Genomic DNA, 21712 nt, shown 5'->3' on the forward strand with positions numbered 1-21712 from the left:
CGATTAAAATTCCGCAAGTTCACGCATTGCTTTTTCAACTTTATCTGGATTTACCATAAAGAATTTTTCCATTGTTGGTGCATATGGCATTGCTGGAACGTCTGGACCTGCAAGACGTGCGATTGGCGCATCTAAATCAAATAGACAGTTTTCAGCAATAATTGCTGCCACTTCACTCATAATGCTTCCTTCTTTATTGTCTTCTGTTACAAGAAGAACTTTACCTGTTTTAGAAGCTGCTTCAATGATTGCTTCTTTATCTAATGGATATACAGTACGTAAATCAAGAATGTGTGCAGAGATGCCATCTTGTGCTAACTTTTCAGCTGCTTGAAGAGCAAAATGAACACATAATCCGTACGTGATAACTGTAATATCATCACCTTCACGTTTTACATCTGCTTTTCCGATTGGTAATACGTAGTCATCCTCCGGCACTTCACCTTTAATTAAACGATATGCACGTTTATGTTCGAAGAATAATACTGGATCTTCATCACGAATGGCTGCTTTTAATAAGCCTTTTGCATCATATGGTGTAGAAGGGATAACGATTTTTAAACCTGGTTGGTTTGCAAACATCGCTTCTACAGATTGTGAATGATACAATGCACCGTGAACACCCCCGCCAAATGGTGCACGGATTGTAACTGGACAAGTCCAATCATTATTAGAACGATAACGAATTTTTGCTGCCTCAGAAACAATTTGGTTTACTGCTGGCATGATGAAATCAGCAAACTGCATTTCAGCGATTGGACGCATACCATACATTGCTGCACCAATTGCTACCCCAGCAATTGCAGATTCTGCAAGCGGTGCATCAAGCGCACGCTCTTCACCAAATTGATCATACAAACCGTGTGTCGCTTTAAATACGCCACCTTTTTTACCAACATCTTCTCCTAAAACGAATACTTTTTCATCGCGTTCCATTTCTTCGCGCATTGCTAATGTAATAGCATCAATATAAGACATTACAGCCATGAAACGTTCCCCCCTATTCTGCGTATACGTGCTTCAATGCATCTTCAGGTGCTGCATACGGAGCATTTTCTGCATATTCTGTTGCTTCATTTACGATATGCATAATTTCGTCTAACATTTGTTTTTCCGATTCCTCAGTTAACACACCAGCTTCTTTTAAATAAGCCGCGAATGTTATAATTGAATCTTTTTTCTTTGCTTCTTCTACTTCTTCTTTATCACGATAAACACGATCATCATCGTCACTAGAATGTGCTGTTAAACGATATGATACTGTTTCAATTAAAGTTGGGCCTTCACCACGACGACCGCGATCTGCTGCTTCTTTTACAGCTTTATATACTGCAAGCGGATCGTTTCCGTCTATTGTATATCCAGGCATACCATAACCAATTGCACGATCTGATACGTTTTTACATGCTAATTGTTTTTCAACCGGAATAGAGATTGCATATTTGTTATTTTCACACATAAAAATAACAGGTAGTTTGTGTACACCAGCAAAGTTTGCCCCTTCATGGAAGTCACCTTGGTTTGAAGAACCTTCTCCAAATGTAACGAACGTTACTAAATCTTTCTTCTCCATTTTTCCAGCTAGTGCAATACCAACTGCATGTGGTACTTGCGTTGTTACTGGAGATGAACCTGTAACAATACGATTTTTCTTTTGACCGAAGTGACCAGGCATTTGACGACCACCAGAGTTTGGATCTCCAGCTTTCGCGAAAGCAGACAACATAAGCTCTTTAGCTGTCATACCAAATGCTAGTACAACACCCATATCACGGTAGTATGGTAATGCATAATCTTTCTCTCTATCAAGAGCGAACGCCGCTCCAACTTGTGCAGCCTCTTGTCCTTGACAAGAAATTACGAATGGAATTTTTCCAGCACGGTTTAATAACCACATACGTTCGTCGATTTTACGTGCAAGTAACATCGTACGGAACATTTCTAATACTTGCTCATCACTTAAGCCAAGCTCTTCATGGCGCTTTTCTTTTACTTCTGCCATTTTTCATAACCTCCTAAATCCACATTTTTATGCGTGTAACGCTCTTCCATCTACAGCAAGTGCTGCTTCACCAATCGCCTCAGATAATGATGGATGCGGATGAATTGTATGTGCTACTTCCCAAGGTGTTGCATCAAGTACTCTTGCAAGACCAGCTTCAGAAATCATATCTGTTACATGTGGTCCAATCATATGAACACCAAGAATGTCATTTGTCTCTTCATCAACTACAAGTTTTACGAAACCATCTGATTCTCCGTATACAAGTGCTTTTCCGATTGCGCGGAATGAGAACTTACCTACTTTTAACTTATAGCCTTTTTCTTTCGCTTCTTGTTCTGTTAAACCGACAGAAGCAACTTCTGGACTGCTATATACGCATTTTGATACCATAGAGTAATCAATTGGTGTAACTTCTTTCCCTGCAATATGTTCTACTGCAGCAATCCCTTCATGAGAAGCAACGTGAGCCAGTTGCAAACCACCGATTACATCTCCAATTGCGTAAATATGTGATTCTTTCGTTTGATAAAACTCATTTGTTTGAATGTATCCTTTTTCCACAACGATATCTGTGTTCTCTAAGCCAATATTTTGCGTATTCGCTTGTCTTCCTACAGATACAAGCATTTTTTCAGCTTTAAATTCTTTATTCTCACCGTTATGTTCAGCTTGGATTGTTACTCCATTATCTTTTACCAATGTTTCTGGTAATACTTTTGCACCAGTTACCACTTTAATACCTTTTTTCTTGAATAGACGTTGCATTTCTTTTGAAACGTCCTGATCTTCTAGTGGTAATATCGTTTTCGCATACTCTAATACTGTAACTTCTACACCGAAGTCAGCAAGCATAGATGCCCACTCAATACCGATTACACCGCCACCAACAATAATAATCGAACTAGGAAGCGTTTCCATTTTTAGAGCATGATCTGAAGACATTACGTATTCTCCGTCTAATTCTAAACCTGGTAATGAATTTGGACGAGAACCTGTTGCAACAAGTACATTTTTTGGAATTAACATTTCATTCTCTTCTCCACTTGCAAGTTCAACTGAAATTGTCCCTGGCATAGGAGAGAAAATAGACGGGCCAAGAATACGGCCAATACCTTCAAACACATCAATTTTACCTTGTTTCATTAAATGTTGAACGCCTTTATGAAGCTGCGTTACAATCTTCTCTTTACGCTCTTGTACTTTCGCAAAGTTTAGTTCTACATTGCTTGCAATAACTCCGAACTCTTCGCTTTTTTTAGCAGTTGCATATACTTCTGCACTACGTAAAAGAGCTTTACTAGGAATACATCCTTTGTGTAAACAAGTACCACCAAGATTTTCTTTTTCGACTAGTGCAGTTTTTAACCCTAGTTGTGATGCACGAATTGCAGCAACATATCCACCAGTACCGCCGCCAACGATGACTAAATCATATTCTTTTGCCATTATCTCAACCCCTAGCTACCGTTTCTTTTTCACGTACAACGTATTCTTTTGGAGCTTCTTCTTCACGTAATACACGAAGTGCTCCTTCTGCTAACGCTTCTAACTCATCTTCTCCTGGATGTACGATAACATCTGCAATCCAGTCCACTCGCTCTTTTATTTCATCGACAAGAATTTTACTGTATGCCAGTCCACCAGTTAATACGATTGCATCGATTTTCCCGTGAAGTACAGCGCTAGCTCCGCCAATCTCTTTTGCAACTTGATATGCCATTGCCTTATAAATAAGAGTTGCTTCAGGATCACCTTTTTCAACCATTTTCTCTACTTTAATCGCATCATTTGTACCGATTAAACTTACAAGTCCACCTTGTCCGACAAGTTTTTTAATCATTTCATCACGGTAATACTCACCAGAGAAACACATTTCTACTAGTTGCCCTACTGGTACTGTACCAGCGCGCTCTGGACTAAATGGTCCTTCTCCGTTTAAACCGTTATTCACATCGACTACTCTTCCTTTTTTATGAGCACCAACTGTAATGCCACCGCCCATATGTGTAACTAATAAATTTAAATCCTCGTATTTGTGATTTAACTGTTCAGCTACTTTACGAGCAACTGCTTTTTGATTTAATGCATGGAAGATACTTTTGCGTTCCATACCAGCAATGCCACTTATACGAGCAACCGGCTCCATCTCATCTACAACGACAGGATCCACAATGAATGCAGGGATATTTAATCCAGAAGCAATTTCATATGCCAAAATGCCTCCAAGGTTTGAAGCGTGATGACCGCTAAAGCCATTTTTTAAATCTTCTAACATCGCATCGTTTACTGTATACGTACCGCCTTCGATTGGACGAAGTAATCCACCACGTCCACAAACAGCGTTTAATTTTGAAATGTTAATACCATGAGAATGTAGAACTTCTAAAATCGTTTCTTTTCGAAACTCATATTGGTCGATAATTCGCTTATATTTTCCAATCTGTTCTACGTCATGACGAATCGTTTCTTCTAGAACGGGTCTTTCATTATCAAAAACACCAATTTTTGTGGATGTACTACCTGGGTTAATAACAAGAATTCGATTTACAGACAATGTTGCTACCTCCACTAATAAATTCAAAAGGAAGTGGGAACCTCATAAGAGGTAACCACACCTTTTGTAAAAGTTATATATGAATGATTAGCGACGGCTAATAATATCGTGACCGTTGCGTAAGTAAGTGCTACGAGAATTTTTCAAGCTTGCAATACGCTCTTCAGCTAGACGATCTGCCGCTACATAAGTTGCTATGCCATCGCGTTTTGAAATTTCGATTACTTTTGCAATCGTGTCATAAATAGACTCAACACGTTTTAGTGCACGTTCTCTATTGTATCCATATAATTCGTCCGCTACGTTAATTACGCCACCTGCATTAATTACATAATCTGGTGCGTATACAATACCCATTTCATGAATGATGTCACCGTGACGATCTTCTTTTAATTGGTTATTTGCAGAACCTGCGATTACTTTTGCTTTAAGTTGTGGAATAGTTTCATCATTAACTGTTGCGCCTAATGCACATGGTGCGTAAATATCGCATTCAACACCGTAAATTTCATTTGGTTCAACTGCTGATGCACCGAATTCTTCTACAGCACGTTGTACAGCTTCTTTATTAATATCTGTAACGATTAATTTTGCCCCTTCAGCGTGTAAATGTTTACATAGGTGATATGCTACGTTACCAACGCCTTGAACAGCAATTACTTTTCCTTCTAAATTGTCAGTACCGAAAGCTTCTTTTGCAGCTGCTTTCATACCACGGTAAACACCGTATGCAGTTACTGGAGATGGGTTACCAGAAGAACCGAATGATGGTGAGATACCTGTTACAAAGTCAGTTTCTTCATGGATAATATCCATATCATCTACTGTTGTACCAACATCTTCAGCTGTAATATAACGTCCGTTTAGTCCTTGGATATAACGTCCTAGTGCACGGAACATTGCTTCGCTCTTATCTTTACGAGGATCACCGATAATTACTGTTTTTGCACCACCTAAGTTTAAACCAGCTGCTGCGTTTTTGTATGTCATCCCTTTTGCAAGACGCAATGCATCTTCAATCGCTGCTTCTTCAGAATCATATGTCCACATTCTTGTTCCACCAAGAGCCGGTCCAAGTGTTGTATCATGGATTGCAATAATTGCTTTTAAACCAGATTCTTTATCTTGACAAAATACTACTTGCTCATAATCATATTTTTCTAAGTATTCGAAGATTTCTAATGTCATTGTCGTTTCCCCCTAATGTTTTACCCTTTTTGGTTTATTTTGAAGCAGTCGCAACTGCCAATGCTAATGAATATACTTTTGTTTCTGCTGAATCAGCACGAGATGTTAAAACAATCGGTGCTTTTGCGCCAGCAATCATTGCTCCTACTTTTGCATCCGCAAAGTATACGAGTGATTTATATAGCACATTTCCAGCTTCAATCGTTGGGACGAGTAAAATGTCTGCCTTACCTGCTACATCACTTACTATGCCTTTATGCTCTGCTGCAATTTGTGATACTGCATTATCTAAAGCAAGTGGTCCATCAACGATACAATCTTTAATTTGTCCGCGGCGATTCATTTGTGTTAACATCGCTGCATCAATTGTCGCCTGCATCGCTGGATTCACAACTTCTACTGCTGCGATGGGTGCCACTTTTGGCAAGTCGATTCCTATTGCCCAGGCAACTTCTACAGTATTTTGTATAATAGCAGCTTTTTGTGTTACGTCAGGTGCGATGTTCATCGCTGCATCTGTAACGAAAATAAGACGATCGTAATTTGGAACTTCAAATGCTGCTACATGTGAAAGTACGCTACCTTTACGTAGGCCCCACTCTTTGTTTAACACAGCCTTCAAAATATTCGCTGTTGGGATGTTACCCTTCATAAGCACGTCTGCTTCACCATTTCTCACAGCTTTAACAGAAAGTTCTGCAGCCTCTGCATTAGACATTGCTGCAATCACTTCAACATGTTCTGAAGTTTGTAAACCATGTTCTTGTAGCATCCCCATTATTTTTTCTTGATTTCCATATAGACGAAATTGAGCTAGCTGTAATTTAATTGCTTTCGCTACAGCTTCAATTACTTCATGATCTTCAGCTACTGCTACAGCTACAGTTTTTTTAGGCTGTCCCGCTGCTTGATCAATTAAGTATTCTAACTTCATATTTTGTAATCAACCCTTTCCGTCGTCCCTCGTCTATTTATTAAGCAAATACCGTGCCAACTTTTAAAAGTGGTCTTACCAATAATGAAAACGCATTCAAAATGCAGTAAAATCAATACTTTGGAAAATAACAAAAGATTCTGTCTTATTTTGTCGCTTTTTGTATACCATGCAATAAATTGCACAGTACGCAATTTATTGCATGCTATTTTTTGCATGGTCATACTTTTCTAGCTTATAATATAAATTTCGTACGGAAATTCCTAACGCTTTTGCAGTTTGTGTTTTATTCCCATCAAATCTCTCCAAATATTCATGAATAATATTCCCTTCAAACTCTGTCACTAAATGTTCAAGTGGCTTTTCTTCTAATTCAGGTAATAAATGAGATTGCTTTGACTCCACCTGCTCTTCGTTATGTAATGGTGGTAAATGTTGTACATCAATATATATCTCGTTATAATTCATAAAAATAATCGCTCGTCCTAAAATATTTTCAAGTTCTCTCACATTCCCTGGCCATTCGTATGATTGTAAATATAAAATAGCTGAATCAGTGAGCCCTTCTACATTACGACCATAATCTTGATTAATTTTTTGAATCAACCTGTCCGCAATTTTCGGTATATCTCCTTTACGTTGACGAAGAGATGGAATTTGAATTGGAATTTTATTTAATCGATAATATAAATCCTCCCTAAACTTCCCTTCTAGAATAGCCTTTTCTAAATTCACATGTGTCGCTGCAATTACTCGAACATTAATAGGTATCGCTTTCGTTCCACCAACTTTTACAATTTCTTTTTCCTGCAATACACGAAGGAGTTTCGCTTGTGTATTTGCAGATAACTCCCCTATTTCATCTAAAAAAATACTACCGTTATTCGCTTCCTCAAAGAACCCACGTTTCCCGCCTCTTTTCGCTCCAGAAAACGCCCCTTCCTCATAACCAAATAATTCACTTTCTAACAACGTCTCCGAAATGGCCGCACAGTTTACACGGACGAACTTATTGTATTTTCGATTACTTCCATTATGGATTGCATGGGCAAACAATTCTTTACCAGTCCCAGATTCACCGCGTAACAGTACCGTTGCCGGTGTATTCGCTCCTAGCTTCGCCTGTTCGATAGCTGCCGTTGTTTCATCTGAATTTCCGACAATATCATCAAAAGAATATTTCGCTTCTAATGTGCGAATGATTTGCCTCGCTCTATTCAATTCATTTGTTAACTTTTGAATTTCCGACACGTCACGGATAACGCCGACGCTTCCTTTCAATATTCCATCCACAATAACTGGCGCTACGTTTACAATTACATCGCGCTTTTTTTGCCCAATCTTCATATGTATTCCGCGCACCGCACGACGCGTTCGAAGTACTTTCATATGCATACTTTCGCCTTCTACAATATCAGTTGTAGCAGGCTTCCCAATAATATCTTCTTCTGTTAGACCCGTTAATTTCGTATATGCCGGGTTAATGACTAAACCTCTTCCTTTTTCATCCACAACCGAAATCGCTTCTTCAGATGAGTTAATAATCGCCTCTAATAGTGTTTGAATTTCTTTTAAGTCTGTAACTTCTTCCGCTAAATCTACAACTTCTGTTATATCTTTAAAAATTGCAAATGCCCCTTGTACCTCTCCGCCCTCTTTTAATATCGGTATACGCGTTGTAATAATTTTCTTTCCATTCTCTAATGTTAGTTCATAATTTACTTCTATTTGTTTCGTACGTATAATGCGAAGTAATTTACTAGTCGGAATAACTTCTAAAATATATTTTCCTATCGCCTCTTCTTTTTTATATCCGATAATACGCTCTGCACTTTTATTAAAAAGACGAACTTGTCCCTCTTGATCAATTACGATCATGCCGTCATGCGTAGAATTTAAAATTAATTCTCCTTGTTGCGTTTGTTCCTCTAACCGCCCAATTAACCCTTCCTTCTCATGCGCTAATCCTGTAACAATTTTTGCAATATCACCTGGTATAAGAAGAGTGTCTTTTTTCTTTTTTTCCAATAAAACTTTATGTACATCATCTTCACCTGTCATATCAAATATTACATCGATATGCATAGAAAGAAATGGAGTTACACTTTCTCCAATTGCAATTCCATATTCCTTAGCAATTTGTAATCCTTTTGCCAACGGATTTATATCAATAATCCCTATAATTTGAAATATATTCGAACTATATAACAGATTCAGCAGTGCGCTCCCGCCTTCACCTGCACCAACAATTAATACTTTTTGTTTCATATATTACACTTCCTCTCGAAGTAACTCTGCAAATTTTTTCACACCCTTATCTTACTCGTTCAACCCCCTCTTGACAAACCCCCTTTTCATATAACATCATTAAAATAAACAAAATAATCTGAAAAGGAGCGTTTATATGCAGCGTTACCTTGCTCTATCATTAGCACTCATCCCTATTTCATTAGCTGTGTTTGGTATAAAGTTAATGAGAGATACTGTATTCGGGATTCTATTTCCACCAATCTCTATACTGTGGTTACAATTTTTAATCGGCGCTCTCTGCTTCGGGCTCGGGTTTTATATTTTTGGTGGCTTCGTCGTACACCGAGATCGTAAACGAAATAAAGTACAAGCTCGCTTCAGAAGATAGGAATGCCCCACTATTTATAAATAAAAAAATGAGACCGTTACACGCGGTCTCATTTTTTTATCGGCAATAACGTTCTTGCCGTTTCAGGGTAATCAGTAATAATCGCCGATATATTCATATCAAAATATTTACGCATAAGCGTTTCTTCATTAATTGTATAAGGGCGAACCTCTACACCACTTTCCATCGTTAGTTCAGCAATAGCATCTTGAAGGTAACGATAATTCGGATGTACTGCTGTAGCCCCCATTTTTTTCGCGTATGCCCACGGACTATGCAAACCTTCGCGATATAAAATTGCAGTTTGAATATCAGGAGCCATCATATGGCACCGTTTCATACTGTAGTGATTAAACGAAGAAAATACAACGCGATCCTCTAAACTAAATTTCCGTACAAGCGTTATAACTTCTTCCTCTAAACCTCTATATGGAATTTTATTATTTTTAAGTTCAATATTAAGTAGCAAACTCGTTTGTTCAAGCCACTCTAATACCTCTTCTAAAAGTGGTATTTTACAAAAACCTACTTTATCACCAAATTTATAACTTGCATCTAACTTACATAAGTCCTCATATACATAATTCCGAACCGCACCTTTTCCATTTGTAGTCCGGTCCACCGTTTCATCATGAATGACGACAACTTTTCCATCTTTCGTTAATTGAACATCAAGTTCAATTCCATCCGCTCTAAAAGACTCAGCCGCTTCAAATGAAAGCATTGTATTTTCTGGGTACGTTCCAGCCGCACCACGATGCGCAAATATAAGAGTCATCCTCACTCCCCCAATCTTATGCTATACTATACGAAAAAGGAGGTACTTCTATGAGACCATTGCAAATTTCTCCAGATACTGCAGTCCGCTTATCAAAAGCACTAGGTGTTCCACTTGAACAACTCATGCATATGCCGCAACACATTTTAATTCAAAAGCTAGTTGAATTAGAAAAACAAAATAAAGACGAAGAATAATACAGTCCTGTTTTGCAGGGCTTTTTATTATTTTCTATTATATCACGGATGACTTCCCTGCTAAAATCCTTTAACAGATGTGCTACGATGCGATTTAGCCGTTCCTTTATTATTTTTGTTACAAATCATAAAGAAAGCAGACTATTTATTTATAAGCCCCCATTGCGTCCTTAAACACGATCATAAAAAACTAGAAGCCCTTTATATTATTTTTTATTGAACGTGCGGAGCATCCCCTGATTCGTATAGTTCTTTCGCTTTTTCCTCCCCGAATGTAGTTAAAATATAATGTTGCTCTTCTACCGCATCCATCGCTCTAGTTGCTTTACAAACGTTATCTTCTTGAACATCCGAGAAATAATTGTGATCTTCTACAATTTTACTAAAATCTTTTTGTGCCCATCTATTAGCAATTGCTAATAGCTCATTTTTCTTCGAAAAGCTACTCTTATTTATGATTTCTTTTAATTTTTTAGCATTATTTTGAATCATTGGGATAGAGCCCGATTTTCGTTCTGCCACCACTTTTTGATGAGTCATGCGATGCATCGCTGTAATGACTTCTCTTTCAGTAGAATTTTCAGTAACATACACATCAACAAAGACCCCATCTACCTCTCTACCTACTATTGTTTGGTCTTCTTTTTTATCTATTTGAGCGCTCACTTCTTTATCTACTGGATTATCGGCAAGTTCTAACATCCCAAATGTAACTGCAATAGCAAGAACTCCCATAGCTGCTACTATTCCTAGCCAAGTTGAAATTTTATTTTTCATTCCCCTTCCCCCTATCTATATCTATTTAATTGTCTTATAAAAAAACTCACTTACATGTAATATTACTAAAAATAGGTTTTATTTTCCATGATATCAAATAATCTCTTTTTCTAAACAAAATAAAAAAACCAACGAATTATAACATTCATTGGTCTTTCATTAAAAAGTTTATTAGTTTTAAAATTACTGTCGAGTATAGAGTTCCAGCATGCATCGGTTTTACTAAAACAAAAACCCTTTTCTACTTCTACTCTCAGCTAGCTTTATGTTCAAGTCTCAGCTTATCCGCAACCATTGCGATAAACTCAGAATTCGTAGGTTTTGCTTTTGACATGGATACTGTATAACCGAATAAGGACGAAATAGAATCAATATTCCCACGGCTCCACGCTACTTCAATCGCGTGACGAATTGCGCGCTCCACACGGCTTGCTGTTGTATTATATTTCTTTGCGATATCTGGATACAATACTTTCGTAATCGATCCTAATAATTCGATATCGTTGTATACCATGGAGATTGCTTCTCGTAAATACATATATCCTTTAATATGAGCGGGTACACCAATTTCATGAATGATACTCGTAATACTCGCATCTAAGTTTTTCGGTTTTCCATCTACTGTTGTTGCTGATCGGAATGATGGTAGTGGACGTTTAATCATAGCGTTTGCTTTACCACTCACTTGACGAATATGACTCGTTAAATTCTCCATATCAAATGGTTTTAATATGAAATATGAGGCACCTAAGTCAACTGCTTTTTTCGTCACATCTTCTTGCCCGAATGCTGTCAACATAATTACGCTAGGCTGTTTTAACCTTTCAATATGTCGCATTTTTTCCAATACAGCTAAACCATCTAAGTGTGGCATAATAATGTCTAAAACGAGTACATCAGGTTGCTTATCTGCTAATAAGTTTAAACACTCTTGACCATTATAAGCAGTACCGATTACTTCCATATCATCTTGAGCAGCTACATAGCTCTCTAACATTGATACTAGTTCTTTATTATCATCCACAAGACATACTTTAATTTTCTCCACAGCTTTTCCTCCCTTACCGAATCGATTCTCCGACATGTGTATCCTTCTAGGCTACATGAATTGTTCGACAATTGTGTGAAAATTCCCTTTTAAAGTTTCTTACTTTCCGATAAAATCACAAAAAAATATGTTTATCGTTCATTTATTCCCTTTCGCAACACATTCCATCATAGAAATACAACGAAACGTTCAACCCTTTTCTTTTATTTTACAACAAAAAACACCTCTTGCGGAGCTTTTACAAAATTTCAACGAATTTTTCAACAGAAAAAGCGAGCTAATATATATATTAGCTCGCTTTTTTCTCTTGATCATAAATATTAATTCCAGCTTGATGTAACATCCATTCAATATGAACACCATATCCTGATGTTGGATCATTTACAAATACATGCGTAACAGCACCAATTACTTTTCCATTTTGTACAATTGGACTTCCGCTCATCCCTTGTACGATACCGCCCGTTTTCGCTAATAGACGTTTATCTGTTACTTTTATTACCATACCCTTTGTGGCTGGGAATTTTTGTTGCACTGTACTAACAACTTCAATATCAAAAGCTTCTACTTTATCTTGATCAATAACTGTTAATATTTTTGCCGGTCCTTCTTTTACTTGATGAGATAATGCGATAGGCATCGCTTTATCCATTATACCGTTTTTCATATTCGTATTTAATTTTCCAAAAATACCATATGGACTATTAATTGTAATATTGCCAATCACTTCACGATCTGGTGAGAATCTTGCTAATTTCTCCCCTGGATTCCCATGACTACCTCTTTCAATTGATGTGACTGTCGAGCGCATAATTTGTCCATCTTCGACTTGAATCGGCTTTTTCGTATCATTATCAGAAATAACATGACCAAGTGCCCCGTATTTCATAGAATCTGGATGAACAAATGTCATCGTTCCAATTCCAGCTGCCGAATCACGGATATACAAGCCAATTCGATAAGACGATTCACCGTTGTCTTTTTGTGGAGTTAGCTTCGTACGAATATATTTTCCATCTCTTAACAATACAAGATTAAGCGGTTCACCTGTTTCTCCACTATTATGAATAAACGGTGCTACATCACTCATTCTTTCAATTGTTTTACCATTAATTTCAGTAATCATATCTCCAATTTGTACACCTGCTGTTTCACCAGGAGATATTTTACCCTTTTCAGTTTGAATTAAATGATGGCCTACAACAAGTACACCTTTTGTATTTAATTTCACACCAATTGATTGTCCACCTGGAATTACTTTAAAATCTTTTAACACTTTCACATTTACTTTTTTCACTGGAAAACCAGCAAGCTGAAATACCATATCAGCTTCACCATTTTGATGAGAATTTACCATAAGTCCTTGTTTTTGTTCATTCGAACTCACTGTAAATACATGACGATTTGTGGATGAAGCTTTGAAAACTGGTAATGATGATATTTCTGATTGTTGTCCTTCAAAAACAACAAGTTGTTTCGGTGATGAAATAAACGTTCGAAGCGGTTTAAAACATCCAATAAAAACTAAAGAAACAAGGAGACAAAGACCTATTATTTTTCGAAATTTTTCTAATTTCAACTTGTTCACTCTCCTCGCTCCTACCCCACATTCAGCCTCTTGGCTTCACTTTTTAATCTCTCCTTGCAGTGCATTATTTATAACCGGAAGAATTAAGAAATCGTCATTTGAGAAAAAAAGCTATCCATTACTGGATAGCCTCTGCTGTCTGTTTAAAATGATGCGCTTGCGTAAGTAATTCTTTCGCATGCTCTGTCGTTAAATCTGTGATTTCTACACCAGAAATCATTCGAGCTATTTCTGTTACTTTATCCTCCATAGTTAAAACAGTAACTGATGTAATTGTCCGATCATTCGCTACTTGTTTTCGAATAAATAAATGTGAATCCGCCATTGAAGCTACTTGAGGTAAGTGCGTAATACAAAGTACTTGCGAGTTTACTGATACTCGATAAATTTTTTCCGCAATAGCCTGTGCGACTCGGCCACTTACACCCGTATCCACTTCATCAAAAATAACAGATGCAACCCCTTGATGCTTAGAAAAAATGCTTTTTAAAGCTAAAATAATACGAGATAACTCTCCGCCAGAAGCAACCTTTGAAAGTGGTTTTAGCGGCTCTCCTGGGTTCGTTGAAATATAAAATTCCACATGATCGTAACCATCCACCGTAAGTCTTACCGGTGCACCTTCCACAAGGGGTTCTTCTGCATTTCCTGCTCTCTTCATAATTCGCACTTCAAATTTCGTTTTTTCCATATATAATTCTTTTAATTCCTGATGAATTGCATTTGTAAGATGTTCTGCAAGCTCATGACGCATATTACTTAACAACGTTGCTTCTTTCAGAATAACACTCTCTAATTCCTTCAACTGTTTCTTCGTCGTTTCAATATGAACGTCTTTATTTTCAATTGTAAAAATTTCCTGTTCAATTTTATCTGCATACGCTAAAATCTCTTCTACAGTATTTCCATATTTTCTCTTTAGCATACGAATTTCATTCAAACGTGTTTCGATTTCATCTAAACGATTTGGATCATATTCCATCATATCGAGCTTTTCTCTCAGTTGATAGGCAACCTCTTCTAATAAGTAATAGCTATTTGCAATTGAATCATAATTCTCTTGATACATTTCATCTAAATGTGTAATACTTTCCATTTGTCCCATTGCACTTCTTACATTATCTAACCCTTGTCCGTCGGCACTTAACGAACGATATGCATCACCTAACGCTTTATAAATCTTTTCAAAATTAGAAATTTGCAATCGTTCCTCAGTTAATTCATTTTCTTCATCCATCTTTAAATCTGCCTTGCGAATTTCTTCATGCTGAAATTGAATTAAATCTAAGCGATGTGCCATTTGTTGTTCATTTTCACTTAACGATTTCAATTGTTTTTTTAATTTTTCATAGTCAGCGTATACATTTTGATATATGTCTAATTGTTTAACGATTCGATCCCCATCAAAGTGATCAAGCATAAACAGATGTCGTTCTTCATTCATTAAATCTTGTGTTTCGTGCTGTCCATGAATATCAACAAGTGATTTCCCAATTTCTTTTAATATGCTAAGTGTAACAAGCTTCCCATTTACACGACATACACTCTTTCCGTTCGCAGCAATATCACGCTTTAAAATAATCATGCCATCTTCTATTTCTATATCTAACTCTTCTGCCTTTTCAATACATGGATGCTTCTCATCTTCAACATAAAATAGCCCTTCAATCTCAGCCTTTTCTGTTCCATATCGAACAAATTCTGCTGATCCACGGCCACCTACAAGTAAACTAATCGCATCAATAATAATCGATTTTCCGGCCCCTGTTTCACCGCTTAAAACCGTTAAACCTTTTTGAAAAGAAATATTTAATGCTTCAATAATAGCAAAGTTTCTAATCGATAATTCCGATAACAATGCCCCATTCACCTCGTTATAAAATAATCCCTTACTAAAGGATTTTCTCAGTTCTTCATTCAAATAATCATGTTATATATTTGTATGTATATACTCTTCTAACCCGCTTCATTGTACCAAACATTTGTTTTACGGGTCAATCCATCTATTTTCTAACTTTATGCAAACAAAATATTATATTACAATTGAAAATTCATATTTTTAACCAATAAAAATATCTTGTTCACTTTCCACTTTACGATGGAAAGCAAACAAGATTTTTTGTTACAACATATTTAAGAAACGATCAGAGACAACACCTGTATCGTCAGGTGTACGGCAAATAATTAAGCAAGTATCATCACCACAGATGGTTCCGATGATCTCATCCCACTCTAAATGATCAATAAGTGCTCCAAGTGAATGAGCGTTACCAGGCAATGTTTTTAGCACAAGCATATGTCCTGCCGTGTCTAATTTTACAAATGAATCCACTAGATTTCGTTTTAATTTTTGTAACGGGTTAAATCGTTGATCTGCTGGCAAGCTATATTTATAGCGCCCATCATGTAATGGCACCTTCACTAAGTGCAGTTCTTTAATATCGCGCGATACTGTTGCTTGCGTTACATTAAATCCCTCATTACGTAAAATATCAACTAATTCATCTTGTGTTTCAATTTCTTTGTTTGCAATAATTTCCCTGATTTTAATATGGCGCTGACCTTTATTCATACATTTGCACCTCACACTATCTCTTACCATAGTTTAAACATTGGTATACTTCACTTATTTATGTTAACTTATAATTCGTTTCTTGTACACAATTGTTTTTACAATCATTATACAATTACAGCAAAAAGAGGAACAACATATGTTATTCCCCTTTCCCTTTTTGTTTTAGAACGTCATGCGCTTCTGTAACAACTTGCTCTATAGAAATCGGAGAATGATTTTCGCCATTCTCACGTTCACCATGCCATTTCAGATGAATTAAAAATTCAATATTACCGTCTCCACCCGTAATTGGTGAAAATGTTAAACCTTCCACATCATAGCCTTCTTTTAAAGCAAACTCGACAATCATTTCTACAACAGCTTCATGTACTTTTCTATCACGAACGATACCTTTTTTCCCAACTTGCTCTCTTCCAGCTTCAAACTGTGGTTTAATTAACGCCGCTACATCTCCGTTAGGCATAAGCATTGTTTTTAAAACTGGCAGTATAAGCTTTAATGATATAAATGAAACATCAATACTTGCAAATTGAGGTAAACCACGTTCTAAGTCTGCTGGTGTCACGTAACGGAAATTTGTTCGTTCCATTACAACAACACGCTCATCTTGACGTAATTTCCACGCTAGTTGATTGTATCCTACATCTAATGCATAAGATAATTTCGCTCCATTTTGAAGCGCACAATCTGTAAAGCCACCAGTTGATGAACCAATATCTATCATAACTTTATCTTGTAAATCAAGATGAAATGTCTCTAATGCCTTTTCAAGTTTATAACCACCACGACTTACATACGGCATAACTTGTCCCTTCACCGTAATCTCAGTATCTTGCGAGATTTTCTCTCCTGGCTTATCAAGTCTCATTTCATTTGCATATACGAGTCCCGCCATAATGGCGCGCTTTGCTTTCTCACGCGTTTCTATAAGTCCTCGCTCTACTAATAGTACATCTACTCTTTCTTTTTTTACGCTCATTTGTTACGCCCTTTTTTGTTTTGATGGAATCATTGTATGAATACGGTCTACGACAGCATCTGTCGTTAAACCAATTTCTTCTAATAATTTTGTTACACTTCCGTGCTCTATGAAGCGGTCTGGAATACCCATTCGTTCAACTAATGCACTATGGTAACCATTTTCAGATGCAAATTCAACTACTCCTGTTCCAAAACCACCAATTAAACAAGCTTCTTCAATCGTTAAAATCGGTATATTCTTTCCTAGAAGATCATGTAAATATGCTTCATCCATTGGTTTAATAAAGCGAGCATTCACTACTTTCACTGAAACTCCAGCTTTTTCAAGACGCTCAGCGGCTTCCATCGCCATTGGTATTGTCGTACCAAACGTTAAAATAGCTGCTTGTGTACCCTCTTTTAACGTCTCCCACGTACCGATCGGAATCGTCTTTAATTCTTCATCCATATGAACGCCAAGTCCATTACCGCGCGCATAACGCAATGCGATTGGTCCATCTTCATATTGCATCGCCGTATAAACTAAATGTTGCCCTTCATTTTCATCTTTCGGCATCATAAGCACCATATTTGGCAAGTGACGTAAGAATGAGATATCAAATACGCCTTGATGCGTTTCACCATCTGCTCCTACTAATCCTGAGCGATCTATTCCAATGAAAACATTTAAATTTTGGCGGCATATATCATGAACAACTTGGTCATATGCTCTTTGTAGAAATGTCGAATAAATTGCTAAGAATGGCTTCATTCCTTGCGTTGCCATACCTGCTGCCATCGTTGTAGCATGCTGTTCTGCAATACCTACATCAATCATACGATTTGGGAATTCTTTTTGGAATTTCTCAAGTTTTGATCCAACAGGCATTGCAGGTGTAATTGCTACGATACGCTCATCCGCTCTCGCTAGCTTAAGTACTGTTTCACTAACAACAGCACTCCATGCTGGTGCAACTTCTTTCGGCTTAACAAAGTCACCTGATTCAATTTTATAAGGTCCTGTTCCATGCCAAGTTCCAATAACGTCACTCTCGGCCGGTTTATAACCTTTTCCTTTTTTCGTAATAACGTGAACAAGCACTGGGCCTTTTGTTTTCTTTGCATATTGCAACGTTTCGAATAACTTTTCATAATCATGCCCATCGACTGGACCTAAATATGTAAAGCCTAACTCTTCGAAAAAGACACCAGATACTAGTAAATATTTAAGACTATCTTTTATTTTCTCTGCTGTCGCAGCCACTTTCCCGCCAACTGCTGGGATTTTCTTTAATATATACTCTAATTCATCTTTTACCCAGTGATATTTTCCTGCGGTACGTAAACGACCAAGTACATTATGGAGCGCACCAACGTTTGGTGCAATTGACATTTCATTATCATTCAAAATAACAATCATATCTGTCTTTTCATGTCCAATATGGTTCAATGCCTCTAAAGCCATTCCGCCTGTTAAAGCACCATCTCCAATAATTGGTATAACATATTCTTTCGTTTTCTTTAAATCACGTGCCAGAGCCATTCCCATTGCAGCCGATAACGATGTCGAGCTATGACCAGTTTCCCATACGTCGTGCTCACTCTCACAACGTTTCGGAAAACCACATAGGCCTTGATATTGCCTTAATGTACCAAACTCTTTCGCGCGTCCAGTTAAAATTTTATGTACATAGGATTGATGTCCTACATCCCATAAAAATTTATCTTGCGGGCTATCAAATAATTTATGCAGAGCAATTGTGAGTTCTACTACACCTAAATTAGGCGCAATATGTCCACCTGTTTGAGAGAGCTCTTCAATTAAAAACTTACGAATATCCTCACTCAATCCCTCTAGTTCACTGATAGACATATCTTTCAAAAAACTAGGGTTTTGAATTTGCGTTAGATCCACATGGATCACTCACTTTCATTTCATAATCTGTCAACATGTCAAATATTATAAAAAACATTTACACAAAACAAGAAATTCTCTTTTCTATTTTTCGTCTTGTCCCGCTATTAACCAGTCTATTGCGCCCTAATCCTATTATAAACCATATTTCTTTAGGCGATGAAAAAAATAGCCGCTAACACGAAGTGATAACGGCAATGTAATCTACATATATTTTTGCCAATAACAAGAAAAGAAAAACCTTTTCCTACAGTTATATCATAAAATGATAAATGACTCAACAAATGAAAACGCTGTTATATTAGTTATTACGTTTTGCAATTAAATCGCAAATAGATAGTAAATATTCATCTTGTAATTGCAAGGAGCTAATCGCACCTTTTGCTTCTGCAATTGTTTCTTCTAAAATATCCTTTGCTCTATCTACAGTAAACAACGTCGTATATGTACTCTTTTCGTTAGAAAGATCACTACCAATTGGTTTCCCAATCTCTTCTTCGGTTCCTTCGACATCTAAAATATCATCTCGAATTTGGAAAGCTAGACCGATATATTTGGCAAACGTAAGCAACTTTTCTTCTTGCTCTTCTGTCGCATCAGAAAGTATCGCACCCGCAAGCACAGCAAATTCAAGCAGTTTTCCCGTCTTATGTTTATGGATGTACTCCAATTCATCAATCGTAAGGCGTTTCCCTTCAGCTTCCATATCTGCCACTTGTCCGCCAACCATTCCTTCTGGTCCTGCTGCTTTTGCAAGTTCAAGTACAAGTCTTACTTTTTTTTCGGCAGAAATTTCTTTTTGCTCATATGCCATAATTACTTGAAAAGCATACGTCAATAAGCCATCTCCTGCTAAAACTGCCATCGCTTCACCAAATACTTTGTGATTTGTGGGTTTTCCTCTTCTTAAATCATCATCATCCATACAAGGTAAATCATCATGAACTAAAGAATATGTATGAATCATTTCAAGAGCACAAGCTGCACCTACTCCAAGATTTCTTTCTTTCCCAAACGCTTGTAATGTTGCAAACAAAAGTAACGGGCGGAGACGTTTTCCACCCGCTTCCAAAGAATATGCCATCGCTTCACGAAGTACATTTGGACATTGTAATTCATTTGCATAGCTTACAAGTTTCTCTTCTACGAAAGTTTTACTTTCTTTCAAAAAAGTATCAAAAGCAATCGTCACTATGCTTCATCTCCTACAGCAGTAAACGGTTCAAGCTCTCCATCTTCCCCAAGAATAACCGCCATTTGTTCTTGTACATTCTTCAACTTCTCATCACAAAGCTTAGATAATTCCATGCCCTCTTTAAAATAAGAAATCGCTTCTTCTAACGGTACGTCACCTTGTTCTAGCTTAGAAACAAGATGCTCAAGTTGCGAAATTGCCTCTTCAAAGCTTAATTTATTTTCCATTATTCAATTCACGCTCCTCTATGCCTGATACGCTACAATCTAGTATTCCATCTTGTAATTGAACTGAAACAGCATCTCCAAGGCTTACATCTTTCACACTTTTTAACACTTGCTTCTCTTCATCATATACAAGCCCGTACCCTCTCATCATTACTTTAAGCGGACTTAACGCTTCAAGTTTTTGAGCAGCTCTTACAAAGGCAAATTCTTTCGTTTGAAGTAACGTTTGCATTTCACGTTGTAATTGCTTTTGCAACGTTTCAACAGCTACCTTTGTTTGCATAATTTTTTGAGATGGGTGGTGCTTCTCTAAATAAAATGAAAGTTGCTTTAACTGATTCACCTTTTTATCAATATAGCGCTCTTTCGCTAAAACAAGCTGTTCTAGCGCTCTATCTAATTGCTCTTCCTTTTGCTCATATACTTGTCTTGGATAACGGAACGCATACGATTTTTGCAACACTTGTAGTTTTTCTTCTTTTTTATGTACTAACTCTCTCATCGCTCTTTGCAATCTCAGAGTTCTTTGTAATACCTTTTCTTGTAACTCTATAATGTTAGGTGCTGCCAGCTCAGCTGCTGCAGTCGGTGTTGGCGCGCGTAAATCTGCAACAAAATCTGCGATTGTAAAATCCGTTTCATGGCCTACTGCCGAAATAATAGGAATTTCACTCTTAAAGATTGCTCTTGCAACCATTTCCTCATTGAAAGCCCATAATTCCTCAATAGAACCTCCACCACGGCCAACGATTAGTACATCTATCTCTCCCATTTCATTCGCTGTACGAATCGCTTGTACAATCGAGGGAGCCGCTGACTCCCCTTGTACAAGTACCGGAAATACAATAACATTCCCAATTGGATAACGACGTTTAATCGTTGTTATAATATCACGAATCGCTGCTCCTGTTGGCGACGTAATCACACCTATTGTTTTAGCGTAAGGAGGAATTGCTTTTTTATAAACTTGAGAAAAAAGTCCTTCTTCTTCTAAACGAACTTTTAACTGTTCGTACGCTAAATGTAAATTTCCGACTCCGTCAGGCTGCATGTCTTGAATATAAATTTGATAAGAACCACTCGCCTCGTAAACAGAGATTTTCCCTTTCACGAGTACCTTCATCCCATTTTCA

General features: G+C 37.2%; 20 protein-coding genes. 2 read left to right on the forward strand and 18 right to left on the reverse strand.

Features of this window, described 5'->3' with window-relative positions:
• Positions 1–3: 3 nt before the first annotated feature.
• The 7 genes from bfmBAB to MR167_RS18135 form a co-directional block, all read right to left on the reverse strand.
• Positions 4–987, reverse strand: a complete 984-nt coding sequence (gene bfmBAB, locus MR167_RS18105) for a 3-methyl-2-oxobutanoate dehydrogenase subunit beta (protein ID WP_000290078.1) — start codon at positions 985–987, stop codon at positions 4–6.
• 13 nt (positions 988–1000) lie between these two features.
• The gene (gene bfmBAA, locus MR167_RS18110; RefSeq protein WP_000852551.1) at positions 1001–2002 is read right to left on the reverse strand and encodes a 3-methyl-2-oxobutanoate dehydrogenase subunit alpha; all 1002 of its coding nucleotides are present in this window, start codon (positions 2000–2002) and stop codon (positions 1001–1003) included.
• A gap of 27 nt (positions 2003–2029) precedes the next feature.
• Positions 2030–3451, reverse strand: a complete 1422-nt coding sequence (lpdA, locus tag MR167_RS18115; RefSeq protein ID WP_001051295.1) for a dihydrolipoyl dehydrogenase — start codon at positions 3449–3451, stop codon at positions 2030–2032.
• Between the two features lie 4 nt (positions 3452–3455).
• Positions 3456–4559 carry a butyrate kinase gene (buk, locus tag MR167_RS18120; RefSeq protein WP_000115782.1) on the reverse strand — a complete coding sequence of 368 codons (1104 nt, stop codon included), beginning with the start codon at positions 4557–4559 and terminating at the stop codon, positions 3456–3458.
• A gap of 87 nt (positions 4560–4646) precedes the next feature.
• Entirely contained in the window at positions 4647–5747 is a 1101-nt protein-coding gene (locus tag MR167_RS18125) for a leucine dehydrogenase (protein WP_000171355.1), read from the reverse strand.
• 34 nt (positions 5748–5781) lie between these two features.
• Positions 5782–6681, reverse strand: a complete 900-nt coding sequence (gene yqiS / locus MR167_RS18130; RefSeq protein ID WP_242315178.1) for a phosphate butyryltransferase — start codon at positions 6679–6681, stop codon at positions 5782–5784.
• A 195-nt stretch (positions 6682–6876) separates the two neighbouring features.
• Positions 6877–8949, reverse strand: a complete 2073-nt coding sequence (locus MR167_RS18135; RefSeq protein WP_000810981.1) for a sigma-54 interaction domain-containing protein — start codon at positions 8947–8949, stop codon at positions 6877–6879.
• Between the two features lie 136 nt (positions 8950–9085).
• Between MR167_RS18135 and MR167_RS18140 the strand changes: the two genes are divergently transcribed.
• Positions 9086–9319, forward strand: coding sequence for a DUF2627 domain-containing protein (locus MR167_RS18140; RefSeq protein ID WP_001190195.1), 234 nt, complete (start codon positions 9086–9088; stop codon positions 9317–9319).
• Positions 9320–9368: 49 nt separating this feature from the next.
• Here the strand turns inward: MR167_RS18140 and MR167_RS18145 are convergent, their stop codons facing one another.
• Positions 9369–10097 (reverse strand): glycerophosphodiester phosphodiesterase, encoded by a 729-nt coding sequence (locus tag MR167_RS18145; RefSeq protein WP_000172594.1) that lies wholly within the window; start codon positions 10095–10097, stop codon positions 9369–9371.
• Positions 10098–10147: 50 nt separating this feature from the next.
• Here MR167_RS18145 and MR167_RS18150 point away from each other — a divergent pair, with 50 nt between their 5' ends.
• Complete coding sequence (locus MR167_RS18150) at positions 10148–10294, forward strand: YycC family protein (protein ID WP_001247671.1); 147 nt, start codon at positions 10148–10150, stop codon at positions 10292–10294.
• A gap of 213 nt (positions 10295–10507) precedes the next feature.
• Here the strand turns inward: MR167_RS18150 and MR167_RS18155 are convergent, their stop codons facing one another.
• From MR167_RS18155 to xseA, 10 genes are all read right to left on the reverse strand, one after another.
• Positions 10508–11071, reverse strand: a complete 564-nt coding sequence (locus MR167_RS18155) for a PRK06770 family protein (protein ID WP_000791083.1) — start codon at positions 11069–11071, stop codon at positions 10508–10510.
• A 253-nt stretch (positions 11072–11324) separates the two neighbouring features.
• Positions 11325–12119, reverse strand: coding sequence for a sporulation transcription factor Spo0A (gene spo0A, locus MR167_RS18160; RefSeq protein WP_014894889.1), 795 nt, complete (start codon positions 12117–12119; stop codon positions 11325–11327).
• A 289-nt stretch (positions 12120–12408) separates the two neighbouring features.
• A complete protein-coding gene (spoIVB, locus tag MR167_RS18165) occupies positions 12409–13707 on the reverse strand; it encodes a SpoIVB peptidase (protein ID WP_002000940.1) in 1299 nt (432 codons plus the stop codon).
• Positions 13708–13825: 118 nt separating this feature from the next.
• Positions 13826–15565 carry a DNA repair protein RecN gene (gene recN / locus MR167_RS18170; RefSeq protein ID WP_000947759.1) on the reverse strand — a complete coding sequence of 580 codons (1740 nt, stop codon included), beginning with the start codon at positions 15563–15565 and terminating at the stop codon, positions 13826–13828.
• 264 nt (positions 15566–15829) lie between these two features.
• The gene (gene argR, locus MR167_RS18175) at positions 15830–16279 is read right to left on the reverse strand and encodes an arginine repressor ArgR (protein ID WP_001032580.1); all 450 of its coding nucleotides are present in this window, start codon (positions 16277–16279) and stop codon (positions 15830–15832) included.
• A gap of 142 nt (positions 16280–16421) precedes the next feature.
• Positions 16422–17261 (reverse strand): TlyA family RNA methyltransferase, encoded by an 840-nt coding sequence (locus tag MR167_RS18180; protein WP_000111874.1) that lies wholly within the window; start codon positions 17259–17261, stop codon positions 16422–16424.
• A gap of 3 nt (positions 17262–17264) precedes the next feature.
• Positions 17265–19157 carry a 1-deoxy-D-xylulose-5-phosphate synthase gene (gene dxs, locus MR167_RS18185; protein ID WP_242315180.1) on the reverse strand — a complete coding sequence of 631 codons (1893 nt, stop codon included), beginning with the start codon at positions 19155–19157 and terminating at the stop codon, positions 17265–17267.
• A 301-nt stretch (positions 19158–19458) separates the two neighbouring features.
• Positions 19459–20349, reverse strand: a complete 891-nt coding sequence (gene ispA, locus MR167_RS18190; RefSeq protein ID WP_000150374.1) for a (2E,6E)-farnesyl diphosphate synthase — start codon at positions 20347–20349, stop codon at positions 19459–19461.
• Complete coding sequence (gene xseB, locus MR167_RS18195; protein ID WP_000428424.1) at positions 20349–20579, reverse strand: exodeoxyribonuclease VII small subunit; 231 nt, start codon at positions 20577–20579, stop codon at positions 20349–20351. The genes ispA and xseB overlap by 1 nt, the downstream gene beginning before the upstream one ends.
• A partial coding sequence (xseA, locus tag MR167_RS18200; RefSeq protein ID WP_242315182.1) for an exodeoxyribonuclease VII large subunit occupies positions 20569–21712 on the reverse strand: 1144 nt, incomplete at its 5' end. The genes xseA and xseB, both read right to left, overlap by 11 nt.

Source organism: Bacillus cereus group sp. BfR-BA-01355 (genome assembly GCF_022663675.1).
GTDB classification, from domain to species: Bacteria; Bacillota; Bacilli; order Bacillales; family Bacillaceae_G; genus Bacillus_A; species Bacillus_A thuringiensis_S.